Here is a 25565-nt window from a genome sequence, read left to right on the forward strand (position 1 = left end):
GAGGAACCACCATGCGCATCACCGTCGTCAACCCGAACACCAGCACCGCGATGACCGCGGCGATCGGCCGGGCCGCCCGCTCCGTCGCCTCGCTCGGCACCGAGATCACGGCCGTCACCCCGCCGATGGGTCCGGCGTCGATCGAGAGCCACTACGACGAGGCGCTCGCCGTGCCCGGCGTCCTGCACGAGATCGCCCGGGCGGAGGCGGCCGGCAGCGACGGCGCGGTCGTCGCGTGCTTCGGCGACCCGGGCGTCGACGCCGCGCGCGAGATCGCGAGCGGCCCGGTCGTGGGGATCGCCGAGGCCGCCATGCACATGGCCGCGCTCGTCGGCCGGGGCTTCAGCGTGGTCACCACGCTCTCGCGCACGAGCGGCCGCGCCTGGGACATCGCCCGCCGCGCCGGGTTCGGCGACGCCTGCCGTCAGGTGCGCGCCTGCGACATCCCCGTGCTCGAACTCGACGACCCCCGCTCCGACGCCCGCCGCGCGATCCTGGCGGAGTGCGCCGAAGCGCTGGCCGTCGACGGGTCCGACTCGATCGTGCTGGGCTGCGCGGGCATGGCCGACCTGTGCCGCGACCTCTCACGGGAGCTGGGAGTGCCCGTGATCGACGGCGTCGCCTCGGCGGTGCGCCTGGTGGAGGGGCTCGTCGCGATGGGCGTCAGCACCTCGCGGCGCGACGAGTACGCCGCGCCGCGGACGAAGGCGATGGCGGGGCTGCTCGCTCCGTTCGAGCGGGTCTGAGGTTCCACGTCCCGTGCAGTCGGGCGTTCTGCCGGACCCCCGACCCGGACCCACCTGCGAGGATCGGGGGATGAGCGTCCTCCGCGATCTCGGCCTCGGTGCCCGGCTCTTCCTCCGCGGCTTCCGCACCTGGGTCCGCTCGCCGCGGGCGATGCTCCTCGGCGCGATCCCGCCCCTGATCGTCGGCCTGGTCTTCGTCGGCGTGCTGGTCCTGGTGCTCACGCGGGTGCAGGACGCGGTGACCGCGCTCACCCCGTTCGCCGGCGGCTGGGACGAGGGCACGGCCGCCACCGTCCGCCTGGTGCTCTCGATCGCGGTGGTCGGCGCCGCGCTCGCCCTCGGCGTGGTCCTCTTCGCCGCGGTGACCCTGCTGGTCGGCGACCCCTTCTACGAGCGGATCTGGCGGCGGGTCGAGGACGACCTCGGCGGCGTGCCCGACGAGCGCGAGAGCACCTTCTGGCAGGGGGTCGGCCGCGGCCTCCGCGACTCCGCCGTGCTGGTCGCCACCTCCCTCGGGATCGGCGTGGTCCTGGTGCTGCTGGGCCTGGTGCCGCTGGTCGGCTCGATCGTCGGCCTCGTCGCGGGCGCCCTGGTCGGCGGGAGGGCCCTCGCGCTCGAGCTGACCGGATTCGCGGGCGACGCCCGGGGGCTCTCCCTCCGCGACCGCCGCCGCCTCCTCGGCGAGCACCGCGCGGTCTCGCTCGGCTTCGGCATCGCCGTCTACCTGGCGTTCCTCGTCCCCGGGGGCGCGGTCGTCGCCACCCCCGCCGCGACGGCCGGCGCGACCCTCCTGCTCCGGACCCTGCGGGGCGAGCCGACCGAGCGGCCGGCCGCCTGACACCGCTTGGCCGCCGCCCGGCTCTCCCCTAGACTCGCCGCGTGCGCACGTCGATCCGAAGCCCCTGGTGGCCCGCCTCCTAGGCGGACCGACGCGCAGACCCCTCGCACGCGACCGCCTCCTCCGGGCGGTCGTTCTGCATGTCAGGGCCCGGGTGGGGCACGACCCGATACAAGGACCACGATGACCTCGCTCCTCTCCCGCATCCTCGCCTCCGACGGGACGCTGCCGTTCGCGGTGGTCCTCCGCCAGGGCCGCGACGCCGTCGACGTGTTCGCGGGCGACGTGCTCGACGTCGAGGGCCTGGCCGACATCCCGCTCGACGGCGACGACGTGCTGACCCTCGTGCCCTACCGGCAGGTGCGCGAGCGCGGCTTCGCGGCGAAGGACGACGGAGCCCCGCTGCGCAACCTCGTGGTGCGCGAGCGCGAGAGCGTCCCCCTGGCCGAGGTGCTGCGGCTCCTGCCCGAGCGGGAGATCCCGGTCGAGGAGCGCGGCTTCGACGTGCCGGACGACGAGTACGCCGACATCGTCCGCCGGGTGATCGAGGACGAGATCGGCCGCGGCGAGGGCGCCAACTTCGTCATCAACCGCGCCTTCGTCGCGCAGACCGACGCGCCGCCCGTCGAGGCGGTCCTGGCCTGGTTCCGCCGCCTGCTCACCGACGAGTCCGGCGCGTACTGGACCTTCGCGATCCACACCCCCGGCGTCGACGGAGCGCAGACGGTCACCGCCGTCGGCGCGACCCCCGAGCGCCACGTCTCGGTGCGCGACGGCGTCGCGATGATGAACCCGATCAGCGGCACCTTCCGCCACCCCGCGGCCGGACCCACCGGGGAGGAGGTGCTCGCGTTCCTCGCCGACGTCAAGGAGAGCGAGGAGCTCTTCATGGTCGTGGACGAGGAGATGAAGATGATGAGCGCGGTCTGCCCGGACGGCGGCCGCATCCTCGGGCCGTTCCTCAAGCAGATGTCGCGGCTCAGCCACACCGAGTACCTGCTCGAGGGCCGCACCGGACTCGACGTGCGCGAGGTCCTGCGGCTGACGATGTTCGCGCCCACGGTCACCGGCTCGCCGATGGAGAACGCGTGCGCCGTGATCGCCGAGTACGAGAAGGAGCCGCGCGGCTACTACTCCGGCGTGCTCGCCCTCTTCGAGCCGGAGGAGCACGGCTACACGGTCGACGCCCCCATCCTCATCCGCACCGCCTACCTCCGCGCGGACGGCCGCCTCACCGTGCCGGCCGGCGCGACGCTCGTGCGCCACTCCACCCCCGAGGGCGAGGTCGCCGAGACGCGGGCGAAGGCGTCGGGCGTCCTCTCCGCCCTGGGCCTGCTGCCGCACCGCGAGGTGCCGCCGGCCATCGACCTGAACGCGCAGCCGGGCGTGCAGGAGGCGCTCGAGGCGCGCAACGAGCGGCTCGCCTCGTTCTGGCTCCGACCCCAGGCGCCCGAGCACATCGCCGGCCTCGCCGGGCACACCGCGCTGATCGTCGACAACGAGGACCAGTTCACGACGATGCTCGCCCACCAGCTGCGCCACCTCGGGATGAACGCCCGGGTCGAGCGCTGGTCGGAGGTCGCCGACGTGCTGAGCGACGACCTCGTCGTCTTCGGCCCCGGCCCGGGCGACCCCCGCGACGACTCCGAGCCGCGGATCGCGCACCTGCGCGCGCTGATGACCGCGCGCCTCGAGGCGGAGCGGCCGATGCTCGCCGTCTGCCTCAGCCACCAGATGCTGTCGCTGCTGGCGGGCCTCCCTGTCGAGCCGCTGCCCGCGCCCCGCCAGGGCGTGCGCCTGGCGGTGGACGTGTTCGGCGAGGACGCCGCGATCGGCTTCTACAACACCTTCTCCTCGGTCGCCCCCGGCGTCGCGCGCACGCCCCGGCTGGGGCTCGAGGTGTCGGTCGATCCGGAGACGGGAGTGGTCAACGCCCTGCGGGGCGAGCACGTCGCGTCGGTGCAGGGGCACCTGGAGTCGGTGCTCTCCTCCGACGGCCTGCGCACCCTGGAGCGGCTGGTCCGCACCGCGACCGCTCAGCCCGCGCGCGCATGAGCGGCCGGCGGCTGATCGCGTCGCCCGCCTACCCGGCCGAGCTGCAGGAGGCGGTGGCCGCCGCCGTGCGCGCGGCGGCCGAGGCGGCGCGCGGCTGGTACGGGCGCGGCGACAAGATCGCGGCGGACGACGCGTCGGTCGCGGCGATGCGCGCCGTGCTGGCCGACGCTCCGTTCGACGGCGTCGTCGTGATCGGCGAGGGCGAGAAGGACGAGGCCCCGATGCTCGCGAACGGCGAGCGCCTCGGCCGCGCCTCCGCACCCTCCTGCGACGTGGCGGTCGATCCGCTCGACGGGACCCGGCTCACGGCGGAGGGGCTCCCCGGCTCGGTGAGCGTGATCGCGCTGGCCCCGCGAGGCACGCTGTTCGACCCGCGCGACGTCTTCTACATGGACAAGCTGGTCTGCTCGGGAGCGGGCCGGGGCGCCGTCTCGCTCGACCTCCGTCCCGCCCAGAACGCCGCACGGCTGGCGGCGGCGCTCGGGAAGCCCGTCGCGGAACTGGTCGTCGTCGTGCTCGACAAGCCGCGTCACTCCGGGCTCATCGCGGCTCTGCGCGCGGCCGGGGTCGCGCTCGAGCTGCGCGGCGAGGGCGACGTGTCGGTCGCGATCGAGGCGGCCGATCCCGCGGGCCGCGTCGACCTCGTCCTCGGCATCGGCGGAACCCCGGAGGGAGTGGTCGCCGCGTGCGCCGTCCGCGCCCTCGGCGGGGTCATGGAGGGGCGCCTCGCCCCCCAGACCGCACCGGAGCGCGCCAACGCCCTGGCCGCCGGCCACGACCTCGACCGCCTGCTGACCCTGGAGGATCTGGTCTCCTCGGACGACGTGCTCTTCGCGGGCTGCGCGGTCTGAGACCTCTCCCGCGGGCAGGACCTCGCCCGGGAACGCCGGAGGCCCCGGTTCGACGCGCGAACCGGGGCCTTCTCGCTGTAGCGGGAGCGGGACTTGAACCCGCGACACCACGATTATGAGCCGTGTGCTCTAACCACCTGAGCTACCCCGCCGCGCGTTCTTCGCAGGTCTGGCCTGCGGGGAACGGAGCCCCCTGTGGGAATCGGACCCACTACCTCTTCCTTACCAAGGAAGTGCTCTACCAATGAGCTAAGGGGGCGCACCTGCGGGTCTGACAGCCCCTCTCGGGGCGTGCCCGCGATTTGGCACCGTTAGACGATAGCACCTCCGCGGAGCGTCGATGACCGCGGGGCACGCGCCCCCGCGGCCGCCCGTCTGCGGCTACGCCCGGCTCGCCTCGTCGAGCGCGGCGAGCTCCTCGGCGCTCAGCTCGAGGGAGGCCGAGGCGATCAGCGCCGGCAGCTGCTCCATCACGCGGGCGCTGGCGATCGGCGCGACCACTCCGGGCTGCGAGCGGAGCCACGCGAGCGCCACCGTCGCCACCTCGGCGCCGTGCGCCTCCGCCGCCGCGTCGAGCGCCGCCAGCACCCGGCGGCCGCGGCCGTCGAGGTAGCGGGAGGCGCCGTCGGCGCGCGGACCCTCGGGCGTCGATCCGTCGCGGTACTTGCCGGTCAGGAATCCTGACGCCAGGGCGGAGTAGGGGACGACGGCCAGCCCCGCCTCGCGGGCGAGGGGCAGCAGGTCGGCCTCGATCCCGCGCTCCACGAGGTTGTAGTGCGGCTGCAGCGCGACGGGCGAGTGCAGGCCCTCCTCGCCCGCGATGCGCAGCCACTCCGCGACGCGCTCGGCGCTGAAGTTCGACACTCCGATCGCGCGGACGAGGCCCTGGTCCACGAGCTCGGAGAACACGGCGGCGATGTCGGCCATCGGCACGGCCTCGTCGTCGAAGTGGGCGTAGTAGAGGTCGATCCGGTCGGTCGCGAGGCGCTCGAGGGAGGCGCGGGCGGCCGCGCGCACGGTGTCGGGCGCGAGGCCGGTGAACTGCGGGTGGCGGCCCGCCTTCGTCGCGATCACCACGTCGTCCCGGTCCCCCGAGCGCTGCGCGAGCCACTCGCCGATGATCGTCTCGGACTCGCCGCCCGTGTTGCCCGGGACCCAGGCGGAGTAGGCGTCGGCGGTGTCGATGAAGTCGCCGCCCGCGGCCGTGTAGCCGTCGAGGACGTCGAAGGAGGTCTGCCGGCCCGCGGTCCAGCCGAAGACGTTGCCGCCGAGCGAGAGCGGGAAGACGTCGATGCCGGAGTCGCCGAGCGGCGAGCGGGTGACGGAGGAGGATGCTGCGCTGTCGATGCTCATCCCCCGATTCAAGACCCGCTCCCCGCCGTGATCGATCCCCCTCCCGCGCATGCGCGGCAAGGACTCAGGCTCTCAGCGCCGCGGGTAGTCGGCGTAGGCGAAGCGCGTCGAGTCCGGCGCCCAGCCGGAGACGTTGATCGTCCCCTGCCCGCCGTGGAGGCGCTCCAGCACACGGCCGGGCTCGAGCGTCGAGCGCCCGGGGAGGTCGAGCAGCCGCAGCTCGACGTCGACGTTCTCGGGGTGCCCGGCCGTCCCCTCCGGATAGGCGAGGTAGAGCAGGTGCGCGCCGTCGGGCGACTCGTGCGGGAACCAGTCGACCGTGTCCGACTCGACCAGGCGGGAGAGCGCGGAGCCGTCGAGGCCGATGCGGAACAGCTGCGCCCCGCCTCCGGCCCGCTCGGAGTTGAAGACGAGGGTGCGGCCGTCGGCCGAGACGTCGACGCCGTCGTCGGCCGGCTCGTCGTCGGTCAGGGCGGTGAGCGCGCCTCCTCCGACCGGCATCGTGTAGACATCGGTCCGCCACCGCCCGGAGGCGTCGCCGCCGCCGATCAGCGCGAGGGTCGCGCCGTCGGGCGAGACGCCGTGCAGGTAGTGCTTGAAGCGCGCGCCCTCGCGCTCGGCGGTCAGGCGGCGGGCGGGGGCGGAGCCGTCGAGCTCGACCGCGTAGAGGTGCCCGTCGCGCGCCGAGACGTAGGCGAGCCCGCCGGACGGGGCGAGCACGTGGTCGTTGTTGAGCTCGGCCGGCACCCCGTCGAGCGGGATCGGCTCGAGCACGGGCGCCCCCTCGAGCGGCAGCCGGAAGAGGCCGCCGTCGCCGTTCACGATCAGGGCGGAGCCGTCCGGAGTCCAGTTCGGCGCCTCCACGAGGACGGAGTCGGACTCGAAGACGGTCGTCGACTCCCCCGACGCGAGGTCGTGGACGCGGAGTCGGCAGAGCTGGTCGGGGAGGAGCGAGCGGGCCATGCTCCCCACGGTAGGGCCCTGGCGGATCACGACGGGGCCGTCAAGCCTCCGCGCACTCAGGTTCCGCGGGAGGGCGCTCCGATATTCTTGACCGACGTATGCGCTGGGTACACCTTGGGAGGAACATGTGATGCTCCTCATCCTCGTGATCTCGTTCGCGATCGCCGTGGTGACCCCTTGGCTGGTGGACCGGTTCGGGCCGAAGACGTTCTACGCGCTGGCGCTGATCCCGGCCGCGAGCTTCGTCGCCACCGCGACCGCCCTGCCGACGATCCTCGACGGCGGCGAGATCCGCGAGTCCGTGCCGTGGATCCCCGCGCTCGACATCGCCCTCTCCTTCCGCCTGGACGCGCTCTCGATCGTCCTCGCCCTCGTGGTCAGCGGAGTCGGCGCCCTGGTCCTCGCCTACTGCGCGACGTACTTCAGCCGCGACGAGCCCTCGCTGGGCCGGTTCGCAGCGCTCCTGTCCGCGTTCGCCGGAGTGATGTACGGGCTGGTCACGGCCGACGACGTGATCATCCTCTTCGTCTTCTGGGAGGCGACGAGCGTCCTCTCCTACCTCCTCATCGGCCACTACAGCGGGCGCAAGGAGAGCCGGGGTGCCGGGCTCCAGGCGCTCCTGGTCACGACTCTCGGCGGGCTGGCGATGCTGGTCGGGATCATCGTCCTGATCGTGCAGGCCGGCACCACCAGCCTCTCCGGGATCGTCGCCGCCGCCCCCTCCGGCCCGATCGTGTCGACGGCGCTGGTGCTCGTACTGCTCGGCGCGTTCTCGAAGTCCGCCCTGGTGCCGTTCCACTTCTGGCTGCCGGCCGCGATGGCCGCTCCCACGCCGGTCAGCGCCTACCTGCACGCCGCCGCGATGGTGAAGGCGGGCATCTACCTCGTCGCGCGCCTCGCGCCGGGCTTCGCCGACGACTCCGTCTGGCTGCCCGTGGTGGTGAGCGTCGGAGTCTGGACCATGCTCGTCGGCGGCTGGCGCTCGCTCCGGCAGTACGACCTCAAGCTCGTGCTGGCCTACGGCACCGTCAGCCAGCTCGGCTTCCTGACCGTCGCCGTCGGCTTCGGCTCGCGCGACGCCGCGCTGGCCGGACTGACCCTGCTCGTCGCCCACGCCCTCTTCAAGGCGCTGCTCTTCCTCACCGTCGGCATCGTCGACCACCGCGCCGGCACGCGCGACCTCCGCAAGCTCAGCGGCCTGGGACGGCAGGCGCCGGTGCTCGCGGGCGCCGCCCTCGTCGGCGTGCTGTCGATGGCGGGCATCCCGCCGCTGCTGGGCTTCGTCGCCAAGGAGGCCGTGTTCACGAGCCTGATCTCGGCGATCGAGCAGGGCTCGTTCTGGGCCTGGGTCGCGCTGGTCGGCCTCGTCCTCGGCTCGATCCTCACCGTGGCCTACTCCGCGCGCTTCTTCTGGGGCGCCTTCGCCCGGAAGAAGGGGCTCGAGGACACGCACCTGCACGCCGAGCCGTGGACCTTCACCGCCGCCCCGGTGCTGCTGGCCGCCGCCAGCGTGATCGGCGGGATCGCCGCCTCCGTGCTCGACCCGCTCGTCGCCGTCTACGCGGACACCCTCCCCTACGCCGCCCCGGACGCCGACCCGGAGCTCGCCGCCGCCGCGGAGGCCTCCGACCACGGCGGCTACCACCTCGCGCTCTGGCACGGCTTCGAGCCCGCGCTGGCACTCAGCGCCCTCGTGATCGCCGTCGGACTCCTGCTCTTCGCCAAGCGCGTCGCCGTCGCGCGCGCCCAGTCGATGCTGCCCAACCGGATCGACTCCGCCGAGGGCTACTGGGCCACCGTCCGCTGGCTCGACCGTGTCGCCAGCACGGTCACCGAGTCCGTCCAGCGCGGCTCGCTCCCCCGCTACCTGACGGTGATCTTCGCGGTCTTCGTCCTCGGCGTCGGCGGTGCGGCCGCCCTCAACCGCACCTGGCCGGGCGATCTCGTCTTCTGGGACAGCCCGGGCCAGCTCGCGGTCGCGGCCGTGATGATCCTCGCGGCGGTGCTGTGCGCGATCGCCCGCAACCGCGTCGCCGCCGTGCTGCTGGCCGGCGCCACCGGCTACGGGATGGTGGCCCTCTTCGCCCTGCAGGGCGCACCGGACCTCGCCCTCACCCAGGCGCTGATCGAGACGGTGACCCTCGTGGTCTTCGTCCTGGTGCTGCGCCGCCTCCCGACCCGCATCGCCGCGAAGCACCAGCCGATGCGCAAGCGCCTGCGCGCCGTCATCGGCATCGCGGTCGGAGCGGTCATGGCCCTCGCCGCCACCATCGCCCTCGGTGCCCGGACCGCGACGCCGATCTCGGCCGAGCTGCCCCGCCTCGCCTACGAGGAGGGCAAGGGCCGCAACATCGTCAACGTCCTGCTCGTCGACATCCGCGCCTGGGACACGATGGGCGAGATCTCGGTCCTCGTCGTGGTCGCCACCGGCGTCGCGAGCCTGATCTTCCTCTCCAGCCGGGCCGGAGGCGCTCCCCGCCTCGAGTCGCAGAGCGCCGACGACCGCCGCGAGCGCGCGATGGACCTGACCGCCTCCTCCGCCGACGCCGAGCGCGACGGCGACCGCGGCTCCTGGCTCGTCGCCGGGCGCACGCTCCGGCCGGAGAACCGCTCGATCGTGCTCGAGGTGCTGGTGCGCCTGCTCTTCCACCCCGCGATGATCGTGTCGGTCTACCTGCTCTTCACCGGACACAACACCCCGGGCGGAGGCTTCGCGGGCGGCCTGCTCGCCGGTCTCGCCCTCGTCGCGCGCTACCTCGCCGGCGGCCGCTTCGAGCTCGGCGAGGCCGCGCCGATCGACGCGGGCAAGGTCCTCGGACTCGGCCTCTTCTTCGCCGTCGGCACGGCCGTCTCCTCCCTCGCCTTCGGCCTCGAGGTCCTCGAGTCGAGCTGGCTCGACCTCGAGGTGCCGGTGCTGGGCGAGCTCCACCTGGGCACGTCCACCCTCTTCGACATCGGGGTGTACCTGATCGTGATCGGCCTCGCCCTCGACATCCTCCGCAGCCTCGGCGGCGAGGTCGACCGCCACGGCGAGGAGGCCGAGCAGGGCTCCCCCTCGGGCGACGGCGTCACGCACTCGACGGACAGCACCCCCGGCCCCGGCCAGGGCACGGTCGACGGGCTCGAGACCTCGCTCCCCACCGGCTCCACGGTCGTCGGCGGACCGGGCAGGGGGGACGGCGCATGAGCATCACCCTCGTCCTCGTCGTCGTGATGGCGGTGATGTACGCGGCGGGCGTCTACCAGATGCTCGAGCGCAGCCTCACCCGCATCCTGATCGGGTTCCTGCTCGTCGGGAACGCGACCAACATCCTCATCCTGCTGATGGCCGGCCGCTCGGGCATCGCGCCGTTCGTCACCGACGACGGGCGCTCCTACGAGCAGATCGCCGCCGAGATGGCCGACCCGCTGCCGCAGGCGCTGATCCTCACCGCGATCGTGATCACCTTCGGGGTGTCCGCCTTCCTCCTCGCGATGATCTACCGGCGCTGGCGCCTCGCCAACGCCGACCAGGTGGAGGACGACGAGACCGACGCCTCCGTCCGCGAGGACGCGGCGGGCATCTCGGCCCAGACCACCGCCGACGACCGGGCGCTCGACGTCCTGCTCGAGTCCAGCGACGAGGGCACCGCCGCCAAGCACGGGGAGAGCGCCATGACCGACGACAGGAAGGAGGACCGATGAACGCCCTGATCCCGCTCGTCGTCACCCTCCCCCTCCTGGGGGCGGCCGTCGCGCTGATCCTCGGACGCCACCGGCGCGCGCAGATCACCGTGAACATCGTGACGCTCTCGAGCGTTCTGGTGATCTCCTCGGTGATGCTCGTGCTGGTCCTGACCGGCGACGGAGGCGGCAGCGCTGTCTACGTGGGCGGCTGGGAGCCGCCGTGGGGCATCGTGCTGGTCGTCGATCCGCTCGCCGCGCTGATGCTCGTGATCACCTCGATCACCCTGCTGGGCGTCCTGCTGTTCTCGGTCGGCCAGGGCCTCGTCGACGGCAACCGCGAGACGCCGGTCACGATCTTCCACCCGACCTACCTGATCCTCTCGGCGGGCATCCTCAACGCCTTCGTCGCGGGCGACCTCTTCAACCTCTACGTCGGCTTCGAGATCCTGCTGGCCGCGAGCTACGTGCTGATCACCCTGGGCGGCACCGCGCCGCGGATCCGCGCCGGCACGACCTACGTGGTCGTCAGCCTGGTCTCGAGCGTGTTCTTCCTCTCGGCCATCGGCCTGCTCTACGGCGCCACCGGCACGGTCAACATGGCGCAGCTCTCGATCCGCATCGCCGAGCTCCCCGCCGACGTGCAGCTGGTGCTCCACGTGGTGCTGCTGCTCGGCTTCGGGATCAAGGCGGCCGTGTTCCCCCTGTCGTTCTGGCTCCCGGACTCGTACCCCACGGCTCCGGCGCCGGTCACCGCCGTCTTCGCCGGACTCCTCACCAAGGTCGGCGTGTACGCGCTGATCCGCACCGAGACCCTGCTCTTCCCCGGCGGGAGGCTGAGCGAGGTGCTGCTGGTGGTGGCGCTGCTGACGCTGATCGTCGGCATCCTCGGCGCCGTCGCGCAGGCCGACATCAAGCGGATGCTGTCCTTCACGCTGGTCTCGCACATCGGCTACATGGTCTTCGGGATCGCCGTGGGCACCCCGGCGGGCTACGCGGCGACGATCTTCTACGTCATCCACCACATCACGGTGCAGACGACGCTCTTCCTCGCGACCGGCCTGATCGAGCGCGTCGGCGGCACCACCTCGATCCTGCGCCTCGGCGGGCTGCTCAAGGCCTCGCCGCTGCTGGCGCTGCTCTACTTCATCCCCGCGATGAACCTCGGCGGGATCCCGCCGTTCACCGGCTTCCTCGGCAAGGTGGGGCTCTTCGTCGCCGGCACGGAGTCGGCCGTCGACCAGCCGTCGTGGCTGATCTGGGCCGTCATCGCCGCCGGGGCCGTCACCTCGCTCCTGACCCTCTACGCCGTCGCGCGCGTCTGGAACATGGTCTTCTGGCGCCGCCAGGAGGAGGTGCCCGGCTACGAGTCGCCCCTGATCGACCAGCTGCAGGAGGACCCCCACGACACGGGCAGCATCCGCACCCGCCACTCGCCGCCCATGATGGTGCTCGCCACCGCGGGGATGGTCGTCGTCGGCGTCGTGCTGACCGTCGGCGCCGGTCCCCTCTACGACGCGAGCGAGCGAGCGGCGAGCGCGGTCGCCGACCCCGCGACCTACATCGCGACGGTCTACCGCGACTCGTCCTTCGGAGAGGAGGGGCCGCGATGAGCCCCCGCCGCCGCGTCGACATCTGGAACCGCGTCGCGATGTTCGTGACCCTCGTCGGGATCTGGGTGCTGCTCTGGGACGACGTCTCGGTGCTGTCGATCGTCACCGGCTTCCTGGTCGCCCTGCTGATCACCCGGGTGTTCTACCTGCCGCCGGTCGAGTTCTCGAACCGCATCAACCCGTGGTTCGTGCTCCTCTTCCTCCTGCGCCTGCTGGCCGACATCGCGGTGGCCTCGGTGCGGGTGTCCTGGCAGATCCTGACCCTGCCGGTCCCGGTGCACAACGCCATCGTCGCCGTGCACCTGCGCAGCCGCTCCGAGGGGATGCTCGTCTGGACGACGGAGGCCGTCTCGCTCGTCCCCGGCTCCCTGGTGATCGACGTGGACCCGCAGCTGAACGTCCTCTACCTGCACGTGCTCGGCGTGACCCACGACGAGGGCGAGCGGATCGACGAGGTGCGCCGGACGGTCCTCCGGACGGAAGCGCGCATCGTCCGGGCCATCGGCTCCCGCGAGGACGTGCAGCGCGTGAATCGGCCGATCGAGGCCGGATCGGGGGTGGTCCGGTGATCGACTGGCTGATCTGGATCCTGGTGCCGGTCTTCGGCGCCGCCTGCCTGCTCGCGCTCGTGCGGATCCTCCGCGGTCCGTCCGTGCTCGACCGGGTCGTCGCGGCCGACGTGCTCGTCGCGACGATCATCTGCGGGATCGGCGCCGAGATGGCGGTCAACCACCACGCGCGGACCCTGCCCGTCGCGCTCGGGCTCGCGCTGTTCGCCGTCTTCGGATCGATCAGCGTCGCCAAGTTCATGGCCAACCGCGAGGAGGACTGACATGGACCTGTTCTTCGACGTGCTCACCGCTGTGCTGCTGCTGGTCGGCGCCCTGCTCTCGCTGCTGGCCGCGATCGGCTTGATGCGGTTCGACGACCTGCTCTCCCGGATGCACGCGGGCACGAAGCCGCAGGTGCTCGGACTGATCTGCGTGATGCTCGCGGTCGCCATCCGGAACCCCGGCTTCGCCGCCGCGGGGACGATCGTGCTGGTGATCGGCTTCCAGCTGCTGACCGTGCCCGTCTCGGCGCACATGGTCGGCCGGGCGGCCTACCGGGCCGAGGCCGTCTCTCCCGGGTACCTCGTCGCCGATGAGCTCGCGGAGGCGGTCACCCGCGCCGACGAGCAGGCCCGCGCGACCGGACCCGAGACCGCGCACGCGTCCGAGGAGCGGGCGCGCACCTCCTCCGCGCCCCCGCCCGAGGACGAGGACGGCCCGGCCGCGACCGCCTAGGCGACGAGGACGAGCTGCACGGCGGACGCGCCGGTCATGCTGCGCAGCGCGAATCCGCCGATCGCGAGGGTGACGGCGACCAGGCCGCCGACCAGCAGCACCAGCAGCGGCACCACCCACAGCAGCGCCCGTCGGCGTCGGGCTCGGGCCTCGTCCGGTGTCTCATCGATCACCCGTCGACTGTACGGGACGGCGGAGGGCGTGCCCCCGGCGCCCCCGGGGCGCCCGATAAACTCGACCGCATGACCCTGGACTCCGCTACCTCCGGCGCGCCCGAGAACTCCCCCGGCCCCGACTCCGAGGCCGAGCACCGCCGGGGAGCCGAGTGGTGGCGCACCGCCGTCATCTACCAGATCTACCCGCGCTCCTTCGCGGACGCGGACGGCGACGGCATCGGCGACCTGCCCGGCATCGCCTCGCGCCTCGAGAGCCTCGCCGAGCTCGGCGTCGACGCGATCTGGCTCTCGCCCTTCATGACCTCGCCGCAGAAGGACGCGGGCTACGACGTCGCCGACTACTGCGACGTCGATCCGCTCTTCGGCACCCTCGCCGACTTCGACGCGATGCTCGCCCGCGCTCACGCCCTGGGCATCCGCATCATCGTCGACCTCGTGCCCAACCACTCCTCCAGCGCCCACCGCTGGTTCCAGGAGGCGCTCGCCGCTCCCGCGGGCAGCGCCGAGCGGGCGCGCTACCTGTTCCGCGACGGCCGGGGCGAGTCGGGCGAGCTGCCCCCGAACAACTGGGAATCGGTCTTCGGCGGCCCCGCGTGGACCCGCGTCATGGAGCCCGACGGCTCGGCCGGCCAGTGGTACCTGCACCTCTTCGACACCTCGCAGCCCGACTTCGACTGGACGAACGAGTGGGTGCGCGAGCGCTTCCGGGAGGTCCTCCGATTCTGGCTCGACCGCGGCGTCGACGGCTTCCGCGTCGACGTGGCGCACGGGATGATCAAGGCCGAGGGGCTGCCCGACTACACGCCGCCCGCCGACAGCGGGTCGATGGGCGGAGTCGCTCCCGCCGACGGCGAGGAGCCCGCCACCGCCCCCTACTGGGCGCAGGACGGCGTCCACGAGATCTACCGCGACTGGCACTCCCTGCTCGCCGAGTACCCGGACGACCGCGTGCTCTGCGCCGAGGCGTGGGTGCAGCCGCTCTCCAAGCTCGCCCGCTGGGTCCGCCCCGACGAGATGCACCAGGCCTTCAACTTCGCCTACCTCGAGACCCCGTGGAGCGCACCCGCCCTCCGCGACATCATCGACTCCTCCGTCGAGGCCTTCGCCGCCGTCGGCGCCCCGTCGACCTGGGTGCTGTCGAACCACGACGTCGTGCGCCACGCGAGCCGCCTGGCACTGACGTCCGACAACCCGCAGGGCTACGGCATCGGCCCGCGCACGCCCGGACTCCCCGACCCCGTCCTGGGGCTGCGCCGCGCTCGTGCCGCGACCGCCCTCATGCTCGCGCTCCCCGGCTCCGCCTACGTCTACCAGGGCGAGGAGCTCGGGCTCCCCGAGGCGATCGACCTGCCGGACTCGGCGCGTCAGGACCCGACCTGGTTCCGCACCGGCGGCGAGCGCTACGGCCGCGACGGCTGCCGGGTGCCGATCCCGTGGGAGGCGGACGCGCCCGCGTACGGCTTCAGCGGCTCCGGCGACTCCTGGCTGCCGCAGCCCGGCGACTGGGCGCCGCTCGCGCGCGACCGCCAGCGCGGTGTCGCGGGCTCGACGCTCGAGCTGTACCGGTCCCTGCTCGCGGTGCGCCGCGCCGAGGACCTGGGCTCCGGCGCCGTCGAATGGCTCGAGGGCTACCCGGAGGACGTCGTGGCGTTCCGCAACGGAGCCGTCACGGTGATCGCGAACCTCGGCGAGGCTCCGGTCGAGCTGCCCGTCGGCTCCGTGGTGCTGTCCTCGGAGGGGCTGCACGAGCCGGCGCTGCCCGCCGACACCACGGTCTGGCTGCGCGCGGAGTAGCGGGCCGCGGGGTCCGCCCGGCGACTCCCGCGTCCCGCCGCCGGGTCAGCGCCCGGCGTTGGCCTTGAGCCAGAGGTAGGAGTCGACCTTCGTCACGCCGTCGAGGCGGATCTCGAAGTGCAGGTGCGGGCCGGTCGACATGCCGGTCGTGCCCACCAGGCCGAGCAGCTGGCCGACCTTCACCGGGTCGCCCTCGTTCACGGCCGCCGAGCCGTGCTGCATGTGCGCGTACACGCTCGAGACGAGCTGCCCGTCGATCTCGTGGTCGACGATCACGTGCACGCCGAGCGAGCCCTCGCCGTCGATGACCGTGCGCACGACGCCGTCGGCGATCGCCTGGATGGGCGAGCCGTCGCCCGGGTTGAAGTCGGTGCCGCCGTGGTTCACCGAGCAGCCCGCGCAGTTGCGGTAGCCGAAGCGGTCACCCACCGGCACGCCGACGGCGAAGGGCCACTGGATCGACGCGTTCGGGTCGTTCGTGAAGCCGGTGTCGGAGGTGCGGACGATGTCGGCGACGTTGGTCTGCGTCTTGCGCTCCTGCACGCCGAAGCCGTCGCGGGCGACCGTCTCGGCGCTGACCTCGCCGGCGACGAACGACTGCGCGCCGCGGCGGGCGTCGGCGCCGAAGGGGGTCGAGAGGCTCTGCGCCTGCACGTCCTCCGCGGTCAGGAGCGATGTGGCCGGCAGAGAGGTCGCCGCCACGATGGCCGCGACGAAGGAGAGGGCGACGAGTCCGCCGACCCGGGCCCGGCGCACGGGCCGGAGCGGCGTCGCGCGCGGTGCGGGGACGGGGGCCGGGGCGCTGCGGACCGAGGCGACGCGGCGCTCCGCCTCGCGCAGCTGCTCCGCCGTGGGAGCCGCGAGGAGGTCGTCGGAGCCGCTCGCGAGCGAGACGTCGGAGGCGAGGGCCAGAGCGCGCTCGCGCTCGCGGAGCTCGCGACGGGAGAGGGGTGGAGTCGATTCGCCGGGGATCGATGCAGGGGCAGCGGGGGCGGGCGAATCGGGGCTCACGAAATCGATGTCTTCCGTCGGGGGCAGGGGACGAGCGGGCCTCCAGGGAGAGGCACCGCTCGGCTCCGTGAGCGCAGCCTGTGCGAACATCACGAATTCATAAAGGATAACCACGGCCGGCGGGATCCGGCCAGAGGCCGCCGCGCACAGGCGCGATCGGGGCACGACGCGCGGCGAGCCCCGGCGGGATCCTGCGCCGATCCGCCTCTCGGCGCACGGAATCCTTGTCGGCCCGGCCTGGGAGAGCGGTTACACCTCGTCCGCGCGCAGGCGGCGCAGCAGATCCTCCAGCTCGGCGAAGAGAGGATCCGGTGCCGCGATGAGCAGGCCGGAGCCGAAGGGCGCGCCGTCGAGTCCCGCGACCCGCGCGCCCGCCTCCTCGGCGATGAGGGCGCCCGCAGCGAGGTCCCATGGGTTCAGGCCCCGCTCGTAGTACGCGTTCAGCTGGCCGGTGGCCACCGAGCACAGATCGAGCGCCGCCGAGCCGATGCGGCGGATGTCGCGGACCGAGCCCAGGAGCTCCTGCACCACGGCGCCCTGGCGCATCCGGCGGCCCGCGTCGTAGCCGAAGCCGGTGCCCACCAGCGCGAGCGAGAGGGAGGAGGGAGCCGAGACCTGCAGCGCGACTCCGTCCCGCTCGGCTCCCCCGCCTCGGCTGGCCGTGGTCACCTCGCCCGTCGCTCCGTTCACGACCGCGCCGGCGAGCGCGGTCCAGGTCGCGGGATCCGGCTCCCCCTCCACCACAGCGATGCTGACCGCGTAGGAGGGGATGCCGTAGAGGTAGTTGACGGTCCCGTCGATCGGATCGACGACCCAGGTCAGCCCGCTCGTGCCGCCCCCCGACCCCGACTCCTCGCCGAGGAAGCCGTCGTCCGGACGCGCCTCGGCCAGGCGCCGGCGGATCAGCTCCTCGACCTCCCGGTCCGCGGCCGTCACCACGTCCTCCGGGGACGACTTCGACGCGGCGATCTCGACGCCGTCCTGCCGCCGCTGGCGGGCGAGGTGCGCCGCCTCGACGGCGATCGAGCGGGCGATGGCGAGGAGGGGGGCGTTGTCGCTCATGGCCCCAGCCTAGGGATCGGGCCCATCATGAGGGGATGAGCACCCCTATCGCCCTCACCGGAGCCACCGGAGCCGTCGGCGGCCGCGTCGCGCGCGAGCTCGCCGACGCCGGTCACGCCCTCCGCCTGCTGGTCCGCGACCCGTCCCGCGCGCCCGAGCTCCCCGGGGCCGAGGTGGTGCGCTCCTCCTTCGCCGACGCGGGCGACTCGCTCGAGGGCGTGCGCCTCCTCCTGATGGTCTCCGCCTCCGAGAACGAGGAGCGCCGCGCCGAGCACCTCGCGTTCGTCGACGCAGCCGCCGCCGCGGGTGTCGAGCACGTCGTCTACACCTCCTTCGCCGGAGCCGCACCCGACGCGGTCTTCACCCTCGCCCGAGACCACGCGGCCACCGAGGACGCGATCCGCCGCTCCGGCATGTTCTGGACGTTCCTCCGCGACAACCTCTACCTCGACTTCCTGCCTGCGATGCTCGGCGACGACGGCGCGATCCGCGGACCCGCGGGATCGGGCCGTGCCGCCGTCGTCGCGCGCGAGGATGTGGCCCGCGCCGCCGCCGCGGTCCTCCGCTCCCCCTCCGAGCACCGCGGAGCCGCCTACGAGCTGACCGGGCCCGAGGCCCTCACCCTCGACGAGGTCGCGGCGACCCTGACGGCGGCGGGCCGCCCCGCCGTGTACGTCGACGAGACCCTCGAGGAGGCGTACGCATCTCGCCGCCGGTGGAACGCACCGGACTGGCAGCTGGACGCCTGGGTCAGCACCTACTCCGCGATCGCCGCCGGACAGCTGGAGCACGTCTCGGGCGACGTCGAGCGGCTGACCGGACGGCCGCCGCTCTCTCTCGCAGCGTTCCTGGAGCAGGAGGCGCGGGGCTGAGGCGACGGCGCGGGCCGGACCGACAGCGCGGGCCGGGCGACCGCGGAGGCCGGGCCGACGGCGTGCGGGGTGCGACGGGACGAAGACGCCGGGCCCGGCGATCCGCCGGACCGGTGCTCCCCCGGAAAGGCACTCCGCCGGAACGGCGATCCCCCGACATGCGGAACGCCCCGCGCATCTCGTGATGCCGGGGCGTCTGCTGGGTGTTCCTGCTCGGTGGCGAGTGAGGGATTCGAACCCCCGAAGGCTACGCCGTCTGATTTACAGTCAGATCCCTTTGGCCGCTAGGGTAACTCGCCGTGGCGCACCCGACCGCGTGTTCACAACCGGAGGCGCTCAGCAAGGATACCCACGCGACCGGCGGATCGGAAATCGGTGCCGCGAGGCCTCAGTCCGCCTCCGCCGCGTAGCGGGACGCCGCCTCCGCGACCTTCCCCGCGTAGCTCCCGGCCGGGTTGTAGGCCGCGATCGCCGCCCGCCATCCCGACTCCGTCGAGAGGTCGCCGCCGGCGTCGCAGAGGTACCGGGCGGCGGTCACCGCCTGCTGGTCCACGTTCTGCGGATCCCATCCGCTCGACGCCCACGCCATCCACGTCGCCGGGATGATCTGCAGCGGACCCATCGCCCGGTCGACCTCGGCGTCGCCGTCCAGAGCCCCGCCGTCGTTGTCGGGGACCCGGTCGAAGCGCGTTCCGTCCAGGCGCGGACCGTAGATCGGCTCCGTCGGCCGCCCGTCCTCGCCCAGCTCGCCGCCGTCGATCGTTCCGTGCCTGCTCTCGACGTAGCCGATGCCGGCCAGGGTCGCCCAGTCCAACCGGCAGTCGGGGTCGACCGATGCCGTGAGGAGGGCCGTGCCCGCGTAGGCGGTGAGCGCGCGCAGCGGGATGCCGCTCCCCTCGGACGCCGTGCCCAGCCACGCCTCGTCGGCGAGCAGGCGCAGCGGCGTCGCCGCGGCCTGCTCGGGATCCTCCAGCACGACGGGGTCGGCCGCGACGGGAGCGGTCGCCGCGGGAGGCACGGTGGACAGGCCCTCCTCGACCGTCAGCGCGGGCGGCCGCTGGCCGCAGCCGGCCAGGAGGAGGCCGGCGAGCGGGACGAGGACGAGAACGGGGAGGCGGCGCACCCCTCAGAGGTACCAGCCGCGCCTGGGGCCGGGCTCCGCCACGCCTGAAAGCTAAACTCGGAGCCATGGCAGATTCAACGTTCGACGTCGTCAGCAAGATCGACAAGATGGAGGCGGACAACGCCCTGAACCAGGCCCACAAGGAGGTCGAGCAGCGCTACGACTTCAAGAACGTCGGCGCCTCGATCGCCTGGAGCGGCGAGAAGATCCTGATCAAGGCCAACACCGAGGAGCGGGCGAACGCCATCCTCGACGTCTTCCAGTCGAAGCTGATCAAGCGCGGCATCAGCCTCAAGAGCCTCGACGCGGGCGAGCCCTTCGCGTCCGGCAAGGAGTACCGGATCGAGGCCACCCTCAAGGAGGGCATCGACGAGGAGCACGCGAAGAAGATCAACAAGCTCATCCGCGACGAGGCGCCGAAGTCGGTCAAGTCGCAGATCCAGGGCGACGAGCTCCGCGTCTCCTCGAAGAGCCGCGACGACCTCCAGGCGACCATGGCGCTCCTGCGCGGAGCCGACCTCGAGCTCGACCTCCAGTTCGTCAACTTCCGCTGAGGAATGACGCACACGGGAGCACGCGCGTGACCGCCGGCATCGACGAGCCCGACCGTCGGGGCCGCACCGGACTCGACCGGGAGGGCCTCGACCTCGTCGGGAACCCCGACGTCGTCGTGAAGGAGGTCACCCTCCTCTCGAGCGACTGGTACGTCCTCCGCACCACCCGCTTCGACTACCGGCACCGCGACGGCAGCTGGACCAGCGAGCAGCGCGAGACGTACGACCGGGGGAACGGCGCGGCGGTCCTGCTCTACGACGCCGACGCGCGCACCGTCGTCCTGATCCGGCAGTTCCGCTACCCCGCGTACGTGAACGGCGACCTCGACGGGATGCTCCTCGAAGTGCCCGCCGGTCTCCTGGACGAGGACGGGCCCGAGGAGGGCGCCCGCCGGGAGGCGTCCGAGGAGACCGGACTCGAGGTCGGCCGGCTCGAGCACGTGTTCGACGCATTCATGAGCCCCGGCTCGGTCACCGAGAAGCTGCACTTCTACGCCGGCCGCTACCGCGCGGGCACCCGCAGCGGAGCGTTCGCGGGACTCGCCGACGAGGGCGAGGACATCGAGGTACTCGAGCTCTCGTTCGACGAGGCGCTGACCCAGATCGGCGTGCAGATCGTCGACGCGAAGACGATCATGCTCCTGCAGTGGGCGGCTCTGTCCGGCCCGTTCTCGCGCTGACGCGCGAGCGTCGCGGCTGCGAACGCGTCAGCGCGCGTACTCGGCGAGGGCGCGTCCGGTCAGCGTGTCCGCCGCCGCGAGCCCGACCGGAGTCCCCTCGAAGACGATCGTCCCTCCGTCGTGCCCGGCTCCGGGCCCCACGTCGATGATCCAGTCCGCGTGCGCCATCAGGGCGCGGTGGTGCTCGATCACCACGACCGAGTTCCCGGAGTCGACCAGCCGGTCGAGCAGTCCGAGCAGCGTGTCGACGTCCGCGAGGTGCAGGCCCGTGGTCGGCTCGTCGAGCAGGTAGACGGATCCGGTCGAGGCCATGTTGATCGCGAGCTTGAGGCGCTGGCGCTCGCCCCCGGACAGCGTGTTCAACGGCTGTCCGAGCGTGAGGTAGCCGAGACCGACGTCGACGAGACGGGCGAGCACCGTGTGCGCCGGTCCGCTCGCGAAGAACTCCGCGGCGTCGACGATCGGCATCGAGAGCACCTCGTGGATGTTCCTCCCGCGGAGGCGGTACTCGAGCACCTCAGCGGTGAACCGCTTGCCGTCGCACTCCTCGCAGACCGACGAGACCGTCGCGGCGGGGCCCAGCTCGGTGAAGATCATCCCGGCCCCCTTGCAGACGGGGCAGGCGCCTGCCGAGTTCGCGCTGAAGAGCGCCGGTCTCACGCCGTTCGCCTTCGCGAAGGCCGCCCGGATCGCGTCGAGGACCCCGGTGTAGGTCGCCGGATTGCTGCGCCGCGACCCGCGGATCGGCGACTGGTCGGCCACCACCACCCCCGGCCGACCCGCGAGCGAGCCGTGCAGGAGCGACGACTTGCCCGAGCCGGCGACTCCGGTGACGACGGTCAGCACGCCCAGCGGGACGTCCACGTCGACGCCGCGGAGGTTGTGCGTGGAGGCCCCGCGGATCTCCACCGCCCCGGTCGGACGGCGCACGGCCTCCTTCAGCGGGACGCGGTGACCGAGATGACGGCCCGTCAGGGTGTCGGACGTGCGCAGCTGCGCCACCGTCCCCTCGAACCGCAGCTCGCCGCCGTGCGCGCCGGCCCTCGGACCGAGGTCGACCACGTGATCGGCGATCTCGATGATCTCCGGCTTGTGCTCGACCACCAGGACGGTGTTGCCCTTGTCTCGCAGGCGGCGCAGCAGCTCGATCATCCGCGAGACGTCGTGCGGATGCAGACCCGCCGTCGGCTCGTCGAAGACGTACGTGACGTCCGTGAGGCTCGATCCCAGATGCCGCACCATCTTGACCCGCTGCGCCTCACCGCCCGAGAGGGTGCCCGATTCCCGATCGAGCGACAGGTAGCCCAGCCCGACCTGGACGAGGGCGTCGAGCGTCCCGAGGAGGGTCTCGACGATAGGAGCGACGGACGGCGCCTGCAGCCCGCGGAGCCACGCGGCGAGGTCGGTCGCCTGCAGCGCGGCGCACTCGGCGATGTTCCGGCCCCCGATGCGCGACTCCAGTGCCGCGCGGGTGAGCCGGCCGCCTCCGCACTCGGGACAGGCGGCGAAGGTGGCCACCCGCTCGGCGAAGGCGCGGATGTGCGGCTGCGCCGCCTCCTTCGCCAGGTAGAGGCGGGTGACCTTCACCAAGAGGCCCTCGTAGGTCATCGTCATCCCGGCGATGGCCATCTTCGTGGCCGGACGGTGGAGGAACGCGTCCATCTGCTCGGGCGTGAAGTCGGCGATCGGCACATCGGCCGGATAGAGGCCCGACTCGGCGAGGCCCTTCCAGTACCAGCCGCCGACGACGAAGTTGGGGATCGCGTCGAGAGCGCCGCCCTCGAGCGACTTCGAGCGGTCGATCAGCGCGTCGAGGTCGATGCTCGACACCCGGCCCGTCCCCTCGCACCGCGGGCACATCCCCTCCGGCAGGTTGAAGGAGAACGCACCGCTCGTGCCCGCGTGCGGATCGCCGATCCGGCTGAAGAGGATCCGCAGCATCGTGTACGCGTCGGTCGCCGTGCCGACCGTGGACCGGCCGTTCGACCCCATCCGCTCCTGGTCGACGACGATCGTGGCCGACAGTCCGTCGAGCGACTCCACGTCCGGGCGGGCCGGCGACCCCATGAACTGCTGCACGAAGGCGGAGTAGGTCTCGTTGATGAGGCGCTGGGACTCGGCCGCGATGGTGCCGAAGACGAGCGACGACTTGCCGGAGCCCGAGACCCCGGTGAACACGGTGATCCTCCGCTTCGGAATGTCGACGTCGATCCCCCGGAGGTTGTTCTGGCGCGCACCGCGCACCCGGATGACGTCGTGGGGCGCGGCCGTGGTCATGCTGTCTCCGTCCAGAGCGGTGCCCGAATCCTAGAGGAGGCGCAAGGCGTCCACGCCGGAACGACGAACGGCCCCCCGGAGTGCACCGGAGGGCCGTTCGGAGAGCACGCGTCAGAGCGCGACCGGCTCCGCCCGCGAGATCGCGATCATGTCCTCGCGAGGAACGACCTTCACGCGCGCACGGCCCTCGGGCTCGCCGAGCGCCATCTCGTGCTCGTCCAGCCGGTGCCAGCCGTCGAGATCCGTGTAGGCGATCTCCCGCTCCTCGAGCAGGGCGACCACGGCCGCCTCCTCGGGGTGCTCGGGCGTCCACCAGGACGCCTGGTCGTTGAGCACGTGCGCGACGGTCTCCATGGCGTCGGACTTGGTGTGCCCGATGAGGCCCACCGGTCCGCGCTTGATCCAGCCGGTCGCGTAGACGCCGTGGACCTGCTGGTCCTCGTCGTCCAGGACCTGGCCCTCGCGGTTCGGGATCACGCCGCGCATCTCGTCGAACGGGAGGCCGTCGAGCGGCGAGCCGAAGTAGCCGACCGCGCGGTACACGGCCTGCACGGGGACCTCGCGGATCTCACCCGTGCCGCGCACTCCGCCCTCGCCGTCCGGCTCGGTGCGCTCGTACCGGATCGCGCCGACCCGACCCGATCCGTCGTCCACGAACTCGAGCGGCTTCGCCCAGAAGTGCAGGTGGAGACGACGCGAGGCGCTCCCGACCTCGCGGGTGCGCCACTGGTTGAGCACCCGGTTGATGACCATGACCTGCTTGTTGGTCGCGATGGCGGCCTCCGAAGCGGGATCGAGGTCGAAGTCCTCGTCGGCGACGATCATGTCGACGTCGCGCAGCTCGCCCAGCTCGCGCAGCTCCAGCGGCGTGAACTTCACCTGAGCGGGACCGCGGCGCCCGAAGACGTGGACGTCGGTGACGGGAGACGCCTTCAGCCCCTCGTAGACGTTCGGCGGGACCTCGGTGGGCAGGAGGTCCTCGGCGTGCTTCGCCAGCATCCGCGAGACGTCGAGCGCCACGTTGCCGTTGCCGATGACGGCGACGGAGGACGCCTCCAGCGGCCAGGTGCGCGACACGTCCGGGTGGCCGTCGAACCAGCTGACGAAGTCGGCCGCACCGTAGGAGCCCTCGAGCTCGACACCCGGGACGTCGAGCGGAGCGTCCCGGACGGCGCCGGTCGCGAAGATCACGGCGTGGTAGTGCCGCTTGAGATCCTCGAGCGTGATGTCGGTCCCGAAGTGCACGTTGCCGAAGATGCGGATGTCGCCCCGGTCGAGCACCTCCCGCAGCGCGGTGATGATCCCCTTGATGCGCGGGTGATCGGGCGCCACGCCGTAGCGGACCAGGCCGTAGGGCGCCGGCAGGTGCTCGAACAGATCGATCGAGACGTCGTACTTCTTCTCGGCCTTGATCATGAGGTCGGCGGCGTAGATGCCCGCGGGACCCGCGCCGACGATGGCCAGCCTGAGCTTGGTCATTGCGTTCCTCCTGCCGGGGCGCCGCAGCGCACAACCGGTCTCATTCCTGCGGCGCAGGGCGCGCCGCGACGATCGGGGTCAGCCGTTGCGCTCGACGACGGTGTCGGCGAAGCGCGTCAGCGCCTTGCGGACGGAGCCGTCGGGCAGCGGAGCGAGGGCGGCGACGGCCTCGTCGGCCCACCGGTGGGCCTCGGCGAGGGTCTGCGCGGTGACGTCGTGATCGCGCAGCTGAGCGATGGCGTCCGAGATGTCGGCGCTCTGCTCCTCCGTGTGCGCGATGGCGTCGTTCGAGCGGCTCACATAGCTCTCGATGCGGGCGAGGAGAGCCGCGGCCTCCCTATCGGAGGAGGCGCGCTCGCGCAGGCGCAGGATCGGCAGCGTCGACACGCCGGCGCGGATGTCCGTGCCGGGGTTCTTGCCGGTCTCCTCCGGCTGGGGAGAGAGGTCGATGACGTCGTCGACGATCTGGAAGGCGACGCCGATCTTCTCGCCGAAGACGCGCATGGCCTCCTCGTACTCCTCCGGAGCCTCCGAGAACGCGACTCCCGTGCGGCCCGCCGCGGCGATCAGGGACCCGGTCTTGTCGGCCAGGACGGACAGGTAGTGCTCGACCGGGTCCTCGCCGTCGGTCGGGCCGACCGTCTCGTGCAGCTGCCCGAGGACGAGACGCTCGAACGTGTCGGCCTGGAGCCGGATCGCCTTGTCGCCGAGCTCGACCATCAGCTGGTTCGCGCGGGCGAAGAGCAGATCGCCCGTCAGGATGGCCACGTTGTTGCCCCACACGGTCTGCGCCGACGGGACGCCGCGGCGCTTCTCCGCCTCGTCCATGACGTCGTCGTGGTAGAGCGATGCGAGATGCGTGATCTCGATCGCCTGCGCACCGAGCAGGACCTGCGGCGTGTTGCCGCGGCCCAGCGACGCGGCCAGGAGGGTGAGCATCGGGCGCACACGCTTGCCGCCCGCCTCGAGGAGGTACCGGGTGGAGACGTCGGCCACGGCGTCCGCGAAGGACAGCTGCCGGACGAGACCCTCCTCGACCTGCTCCAGACCCGCGTCGATCGTGCGGGCGAGAGCCCGGTCCGACGAGGAGGAGAAGATGCGCTCGGAGAGGCCGAGCTGCGCCGTCAGAGACGGGCTGCGACGGGCGACGGGCGCAGTGGCGTTCACAG

The 25565-nt window shown here is 72.6% G+C and carries 23 protein-coding genes and 3 tRNA genes; 14 read left to right on the plus strand and 12 right to left on the minus strand.

Translation table 11 applies throughout. From position 1 onward, the window contains the following. Positions 1–11 precede the first annotated feature (11 nt). The 4 genes from C5D50_RS00295 (at position 12) to C5D50_RS00310 (ending at position 4490) form a co-directional block, all read left to right on the plus strand. Positions 12–746 (plus strand): aspartate/glutamate racemase family protein, encoded by a 735-nt coding sequence (locus C5D50_RS00295; RefSeq protein ID WP_104249798.1) that lies wholly within the window; start codon positions 12–14, stop codon positions 744–746. A 70-nt stretch (positions 747–816) separates the two neighbouring features. Further along, entirely contained in the window at positions 817–1584 is a 768-nt protein-coding gene (locus C5D50_RS00300; RefSeq protein WP_104260448.1) for an EI24 domain-containing protein, read from the plus strand. Positions 1585–1767: 183 nt separating this feature from the next. Further along, positions 1768–3639: an anthranilate synthase family protein gene (locus C5D50_RS00305; protein ID WP_104282415.1), complete on the plus strand. Its 1872-nt coding sequence runs from the start codon at positions 1768–1770 to the stop codon at positions 3637–3639. Further along, complete coding sequence (locus C5D50_RS00310) at positions 3636–4490, plus strand: fructose-bisphosphatase class II family protein (RefSeq protein ID WP_104282416.1); 855 nt, start codon at positions 3636–3638, stop codon at positions 4488–4490. Before C5D50_RS00305 ends, C5D50_RS00310 begins: the two co-directional genes overlap by 4 nt. Positions 4491–4568: 78 nt before the next feature. Here the strand turns inward: C5D50_RS00310 and C5D50_RS00315 are convergent. The 4 genes from C5D50_RS00315 to C5D50_RS00330 all read right to left on the minus strand — a co-directional run bounded on the left by C5D50_RS00315 (position 4569) and on the right by C5D50_RS00330 (position 6806). Continuing rightward, positions 4569–4642: transfer RNA gene (locus C5D50_RS00315), tRNA-Met, on the minus strand. Between the two features lie 35 nt (positions 4643–4677). Further along, positions 4678–4749 (minus strand) — tRNA-Thr (locus C5D50_RS00320). Between the two features lie 122 nt (positions 4750–4871). After that, complete coding sequence (locus C5D50_RS00325; protein ID WP_104282417.1) at positions 4872–5843, minus strand: aldo/keto reductase; 972 nt, start codon at positions 5841–5843, stop codon at positions 4872–4874. 72 nt (positions 5844–5915) lie between these two features. Continuing rightward, entirely contained in the window at positions 5916–6806 is an 891-nt protein-coding gene (locus C5D50_RS00330; protein WP_104282418.1) for a PD40 domain-containing protein, read from the minus strand. 130 nt (positions 6807–6936) lie between these two features. Here C5D50_RS00330 and C5D50_RS00335 point away from each other — a divergent pair, with 130 nt between their 5' ends. Genes C5D50_RS00335 through mnhG form a run of 6 tightly spaced genes read left to right on the plus strand, consistent with a single transcriptional unit; the run spans position 6937 to position 13368 of the window. After that, positions 6937–9993 carry a Na+/H+ antiporter subunit A gene (locus C5D50_RS00335; protein WP_104282419.1) on the plus strand — a complete coding sequence of 1019 codons (3057 nt, stop codon included), beginning with the start codon at positions 6937–6939 and terminating at the stop codon, positions 9991–9993. Then, positions 9990–10490 (plus strand): Na(+)/H(+) antiporter subunit C, encoded by a 501-nt coding sequence (locus C5D50_RS00340; protein ID WP_104223614.1) that lies wholly within the window; start codon positions 9990–9992, stop codon positions 10488–10490. Before C5D50_RS00335 ends, C5D50_RS00340 begins: the two co-directional genes overlap by 4 nt. Then, positions 10487–12082, plus strand: a complete 1596-nt coding sequence (locus C5D50_RS00345; protein ID WP_104223613.1) for a Na+/H+ antiporter subunit D — start codon at positions 10487–10489, stop codon at positions 12080–12082. The genes C5D50_RS00340 and C5D50_RS00345 overlap by 4 nt, the downstream gene beginning before the upstream one ends. Further along, on the plus strand, positions 12079–12651 hold the full coding sequence (locus C5D50_RS00350) for a Na+/H+ antiporter subunit E (RefSeq protein ID WP_104234245.1): 573 nt from the start codon (positions 12079–12081) through the stop codon (positions 12649–12651). Before C5D50_RS00345 ends, C5D50_RS00350 begins: the two co-directional genes overlap by 4 nt. Next, entirely contained in the window at positions 12648–12914 is a 267-nt protein-coding gene (locus C5D50_RS00355; protein WP_308470711.1) for a monovalent cation/H+ antiporter complex subunit F, read from the plus strand. Before C5D50_RS00350 ends, C5D50_RS00355 begins: the two co-directional genes overlap by 4 nt. A gap of 1 nt (position 12915) precedes the next feature. Further along, the gene (mnhG, locus tag C5D50_RS00360; protein WP_244229587.1) at positions 12916–13368 is read left to right on the plus strand and encodes a monovalent cation/H(+) antiporter subunit G; all 453 of its coding nucleotides are present in this window, start codon (positions 12916–12918) and stop codon (positions 13366–13368) included. On the opposite strand, the gene C5D50_RS16400 is transcribed toward mnhG, so the two are convergent. Further along, entirely contained in the window at positions 13365–13541 is a 177-nt protein-coding gene (locus C5D50_RS16400; protein ID WP_159939698.1) for a hypothetical protein, read from the minus strand. The genes mnhG and C5D50_RS16400 overlap by 4 nt on opposite strands. A 69-nt stretch (positions 13542–13610) precedes the next feature. Between C5D50_RS16400 and C5D50_RS00365 the strand changes: the two genes are divergently transcribed. Continuing rightward, complete coding sequence (locus tag C5D50_RS00365; protein ID WP_104282420.1) at positions 13611–15338, plus strand: glycoside hydrolase family 13 protein; 1728 nt, start codon at positions 13611–13613, stop codon at positions 15336–15338. Between the two features lie 45 nt (positions 15339–15383). On the opposite strand, the gene C5D50_RS00370 is transcribed toward C5D50_RS00365, so the two are convergent. Then, complete coding sequence (locus C5D50_RS00370) at positions 15384–16349, minus strand: M23 family metallopeptidase (protein ID WP_146087915.1); 966 nt, start codon at positions 16347–16349, stop codon at positions 15384–15386. 249 nt (positions 16350–16598) lie between these two features. After that, positions 16599–17411: an inositol monophosphatase family protein gene (locus tag C5D50_RS00375; RefSeq protein ID WP_104223609.1), complete on the minus strand. Its 813-nt coding sequence runs from the start codon at positions 17409–17411 to the stop codon at positions 16599–16601. Positions 17412–17446: 35 nt separating this feature from the next. On the opposite strand from C5D50_RS00375, the gene C5D50_RS00380 reads away from it, so the two are divergent. Continuing rightward, on the plus strand, positions 17447–18283 hold the full coding sequence (locus C5D50_RS00380) for an SDR family oxidoreductase (RefSeq protein ID WP_104282424.1): 837 nt from the start codon (positions 17447–17449) through the stop codon (positions 18281–18283). A 217-nt stretch (positions 18284–18500) separates the two neighbouring features. Here C5D50_RS00380 and C5D50_RS00385 read toward each other — a convergent pair. Further along, a tRNA-Tyr gene (locus tag C5D50_RS00385) sits at positions 18501–18582 on the minus strand. 89 nt (positions 18583–18671) lie between these two features. Next, positions 18672–19406: a hypothetical protein gene (locus C5D50_RS00390; protein ID WP_104282425.1), complete on the minus strand. Its 735-nt coding sequence runs from the start codon at positions 19404–19406 to the stop codon at positions 18672–18674. A 65-nt stretch (positions 19407–19471) separates the two neighbouring features. On the opposite strand from C5D50_RS00390, the gene C5D50_RS00395 reads away from it, so the two are divergent. Together C5D50_RS00395 and C5D50_RS00400 are read left to right on the plus strand one after the other, a co-directional pair. Then, complete coding sequence (locus C5D50_RS00395) at positions 19472–19960, plus strand: YajQ family cyclic di-GMP-binding protein (RefSeq protein ID WP_104282426.1); 489 nt, start codon at positions 19472–19474, stop codon at positions 19958–19960. A gap of 26 nt (positions 19961–19986) precedes the next feature. After that, the gene (locus C5D50_RS00400; RefSeq protein ID WP_104282427.1) at positions 19987–20640 is read left to right on the plus strand and encodes an NUDIX domain-containing protein; all 654 of its coding nucleotides are present in this window, start codon (positions 19987–19989) and stop codon (positions 20638–20640) included. Positions 20641–20667: 27 nt separating this feature from the next. Here the strand turns inward: C5D50_RS00400 and C5D50_RS00405 are convergent, their stop codons facing one another. The 3 genes from C5D50_RS00405 to C5D50_RS00415 all read right to left on the minus strand — a co-directional run bounded on the left by C5D50_RS00405 (position 20668) and on the right by C5D50_RS00415 (position 25563). Beyond that, positions 20668–22917 carry an excinuclease ABC subunit UvrA gene (locus C5D50_RS00405; protein WP_104282428.1) on the minus strand — a complete coding sequence of 750 codons (2250 nt, stop codon included), beginning with the start codon at positions 22915–22917 and terminating at the stop codon, positions 20668–20670. A gap of 111 nt (positions 22918–23028) precedes the next feature. Continuing rightward, positions 23029–24396 (minus strand): FAD-dependent oxidoreductase, encoded by a 1368-nt coding sequence (locus tag C5D50_RS00410; RefSeq protein ID WP_104223603.1) that lies wholly within the window; start codon positions 24394–24396, stop codon positions 23029–23031. 78 nt (positions 24397–24474) lie between these two features. After that, positions 24475–25563, minus strand: a complete 1089-nt coding sequence (locus tag C5D50_RS00415) for a polyprenyl synthetase family protein (protein ID WP_104249782.1) — start codon at positions 25561–25563, stop codon at positions 24475–24477. Between the last annotated feature and the right edge of the window lie 2 nt (positions 25564–25565).

The organism is Rathayibacter sp. RFBD1, assembly GCF_002932915.1.
In the GTDB taxonomy this organism is placed as follows: Bacteria; Actinomycetota; Actinomycetes; order Actinomycetales; family Microbacteriaceae; genus Rathayibacter.

Bases quoted from the DNA above. Each gene is read 5' to 3' on its own strand.
- C5D50_RS00325 (WP_104282417.1), bottom strand. From the start codon at position 5,843: ATGAGCATCGACAGCGCAGCATCCTCCTCCGTCACCCGCTCGCCGCTC.
- C5D50_RS00295 (WP_104249798.1), top strand. From the start codon at position 12: ATGCGCATCACCGTCGTCAACCCGAACACCAGCACCGCGATGACCGCG.
- C5D50_RS00395 (WP_104282426.1), top strand. From the start codon at position 19,472: ATGGCAGATTCAACGTTCGACGTCGTCAGCAAGATCGACAAGATGGAG.
- mnhG (WP_244229587.1), top strand. From the start codon at position 12,916: ATGGACCTGTTCTTCGACGTGCTCACCGCTGTGCTGCTGCTGGTCGGC.
- C5D50_RS00350 (WP_104234245.1), top strand. From the start codon at position 12,079: ATGAGCCCCCGCCGCCGCGTCGACATCTGGAACCGCGTCGCGATGTTC.
- C5D50_RS00335 (WP_104282419.1), top strand. From the start codon at position 6,937: ATGCTCCTCATCCTCGTGATCTCGTTCGCGATCGCCGTGGTGACCCCT.
- C5D50_RS00405 (WP_104282428.1), bottom strand. From the start codon at position 22,917: ATGACCACGGCCGCGCCCCACGACGTCATCCGGGTGCGCGGTGCGCGC.
- C5D50_RS00330 (WP_104282418.1), bottom strand. From the start codon at position 6,806: ATGGCCCGCTCGCTCCTCCCCGACCAGCTCTGCCGACTCCGCGTCCAC.
- C5D50_RS00300 (WP_104260448.1), top strand. From the start codon at position 817: ATGAGCGTCCTCCGCGATCTCGGCCTCGGTGCCCGGCTCTTCCTCCGC.
- C5D50_RS00380 (WP_104282424.1), top strand. From the start codon at position 17,447: ATGAGCACCCCTATCGCCCTCACCGGAGCCACCGGAGCCGTCGGCGGC.
- C5D50_RS00375 (WP_104223609.1), bottom strand. From the start codon at position 17,411: ATGAGCGACAACGCCCCCCTCCTCGCCATCGCCCGCTCGATCGCCGTC.
- C5D50_RS00345 (WP_104223613.1), top strand. From the start codon at position 10,487: ATGAACGCCCTGATCCCGCTCGTCGTCACCCTCCCCCTCCTGGGGGCG.
- C5D50_RS00410 (WP_104223603.1), bottom strand. From the start codon at position 24,396: ATGACCAAGCTCAGGCTGGCCATCGTCGGCGCGGGTCCCGCGGGCATC.
- C5D50_RS00310 (WP_104282416.1), top strand. From the start codon at position 3,636: ATGAGCGGCCGGCGGCTGATCGCGTCGCCCGCCTACCCGGCCGAGCTG.
- C5D50_RS00365 (WP_104282420.1), top strand. From the start codon at position 13,611: ATGACCCTGGACTCCGCTACCTCCGGCGCGCCCGAGAACTCCCCCGGC.
- C5D50_RS00305 (WP_104282415.1), top strand. From the start codon at position 1,768: ATGACCTCGCTCCTCTCCCGCATCCTCGCCTCCGACGGGACGCTGCCG.
- C5D50_RS00340 (WP_104223614.1), top strand. From the start codon at position 9,990: ATGAGCATCACCCTCGTCCTCGTCGTCGTGATGGCGGTGATGTACGCG.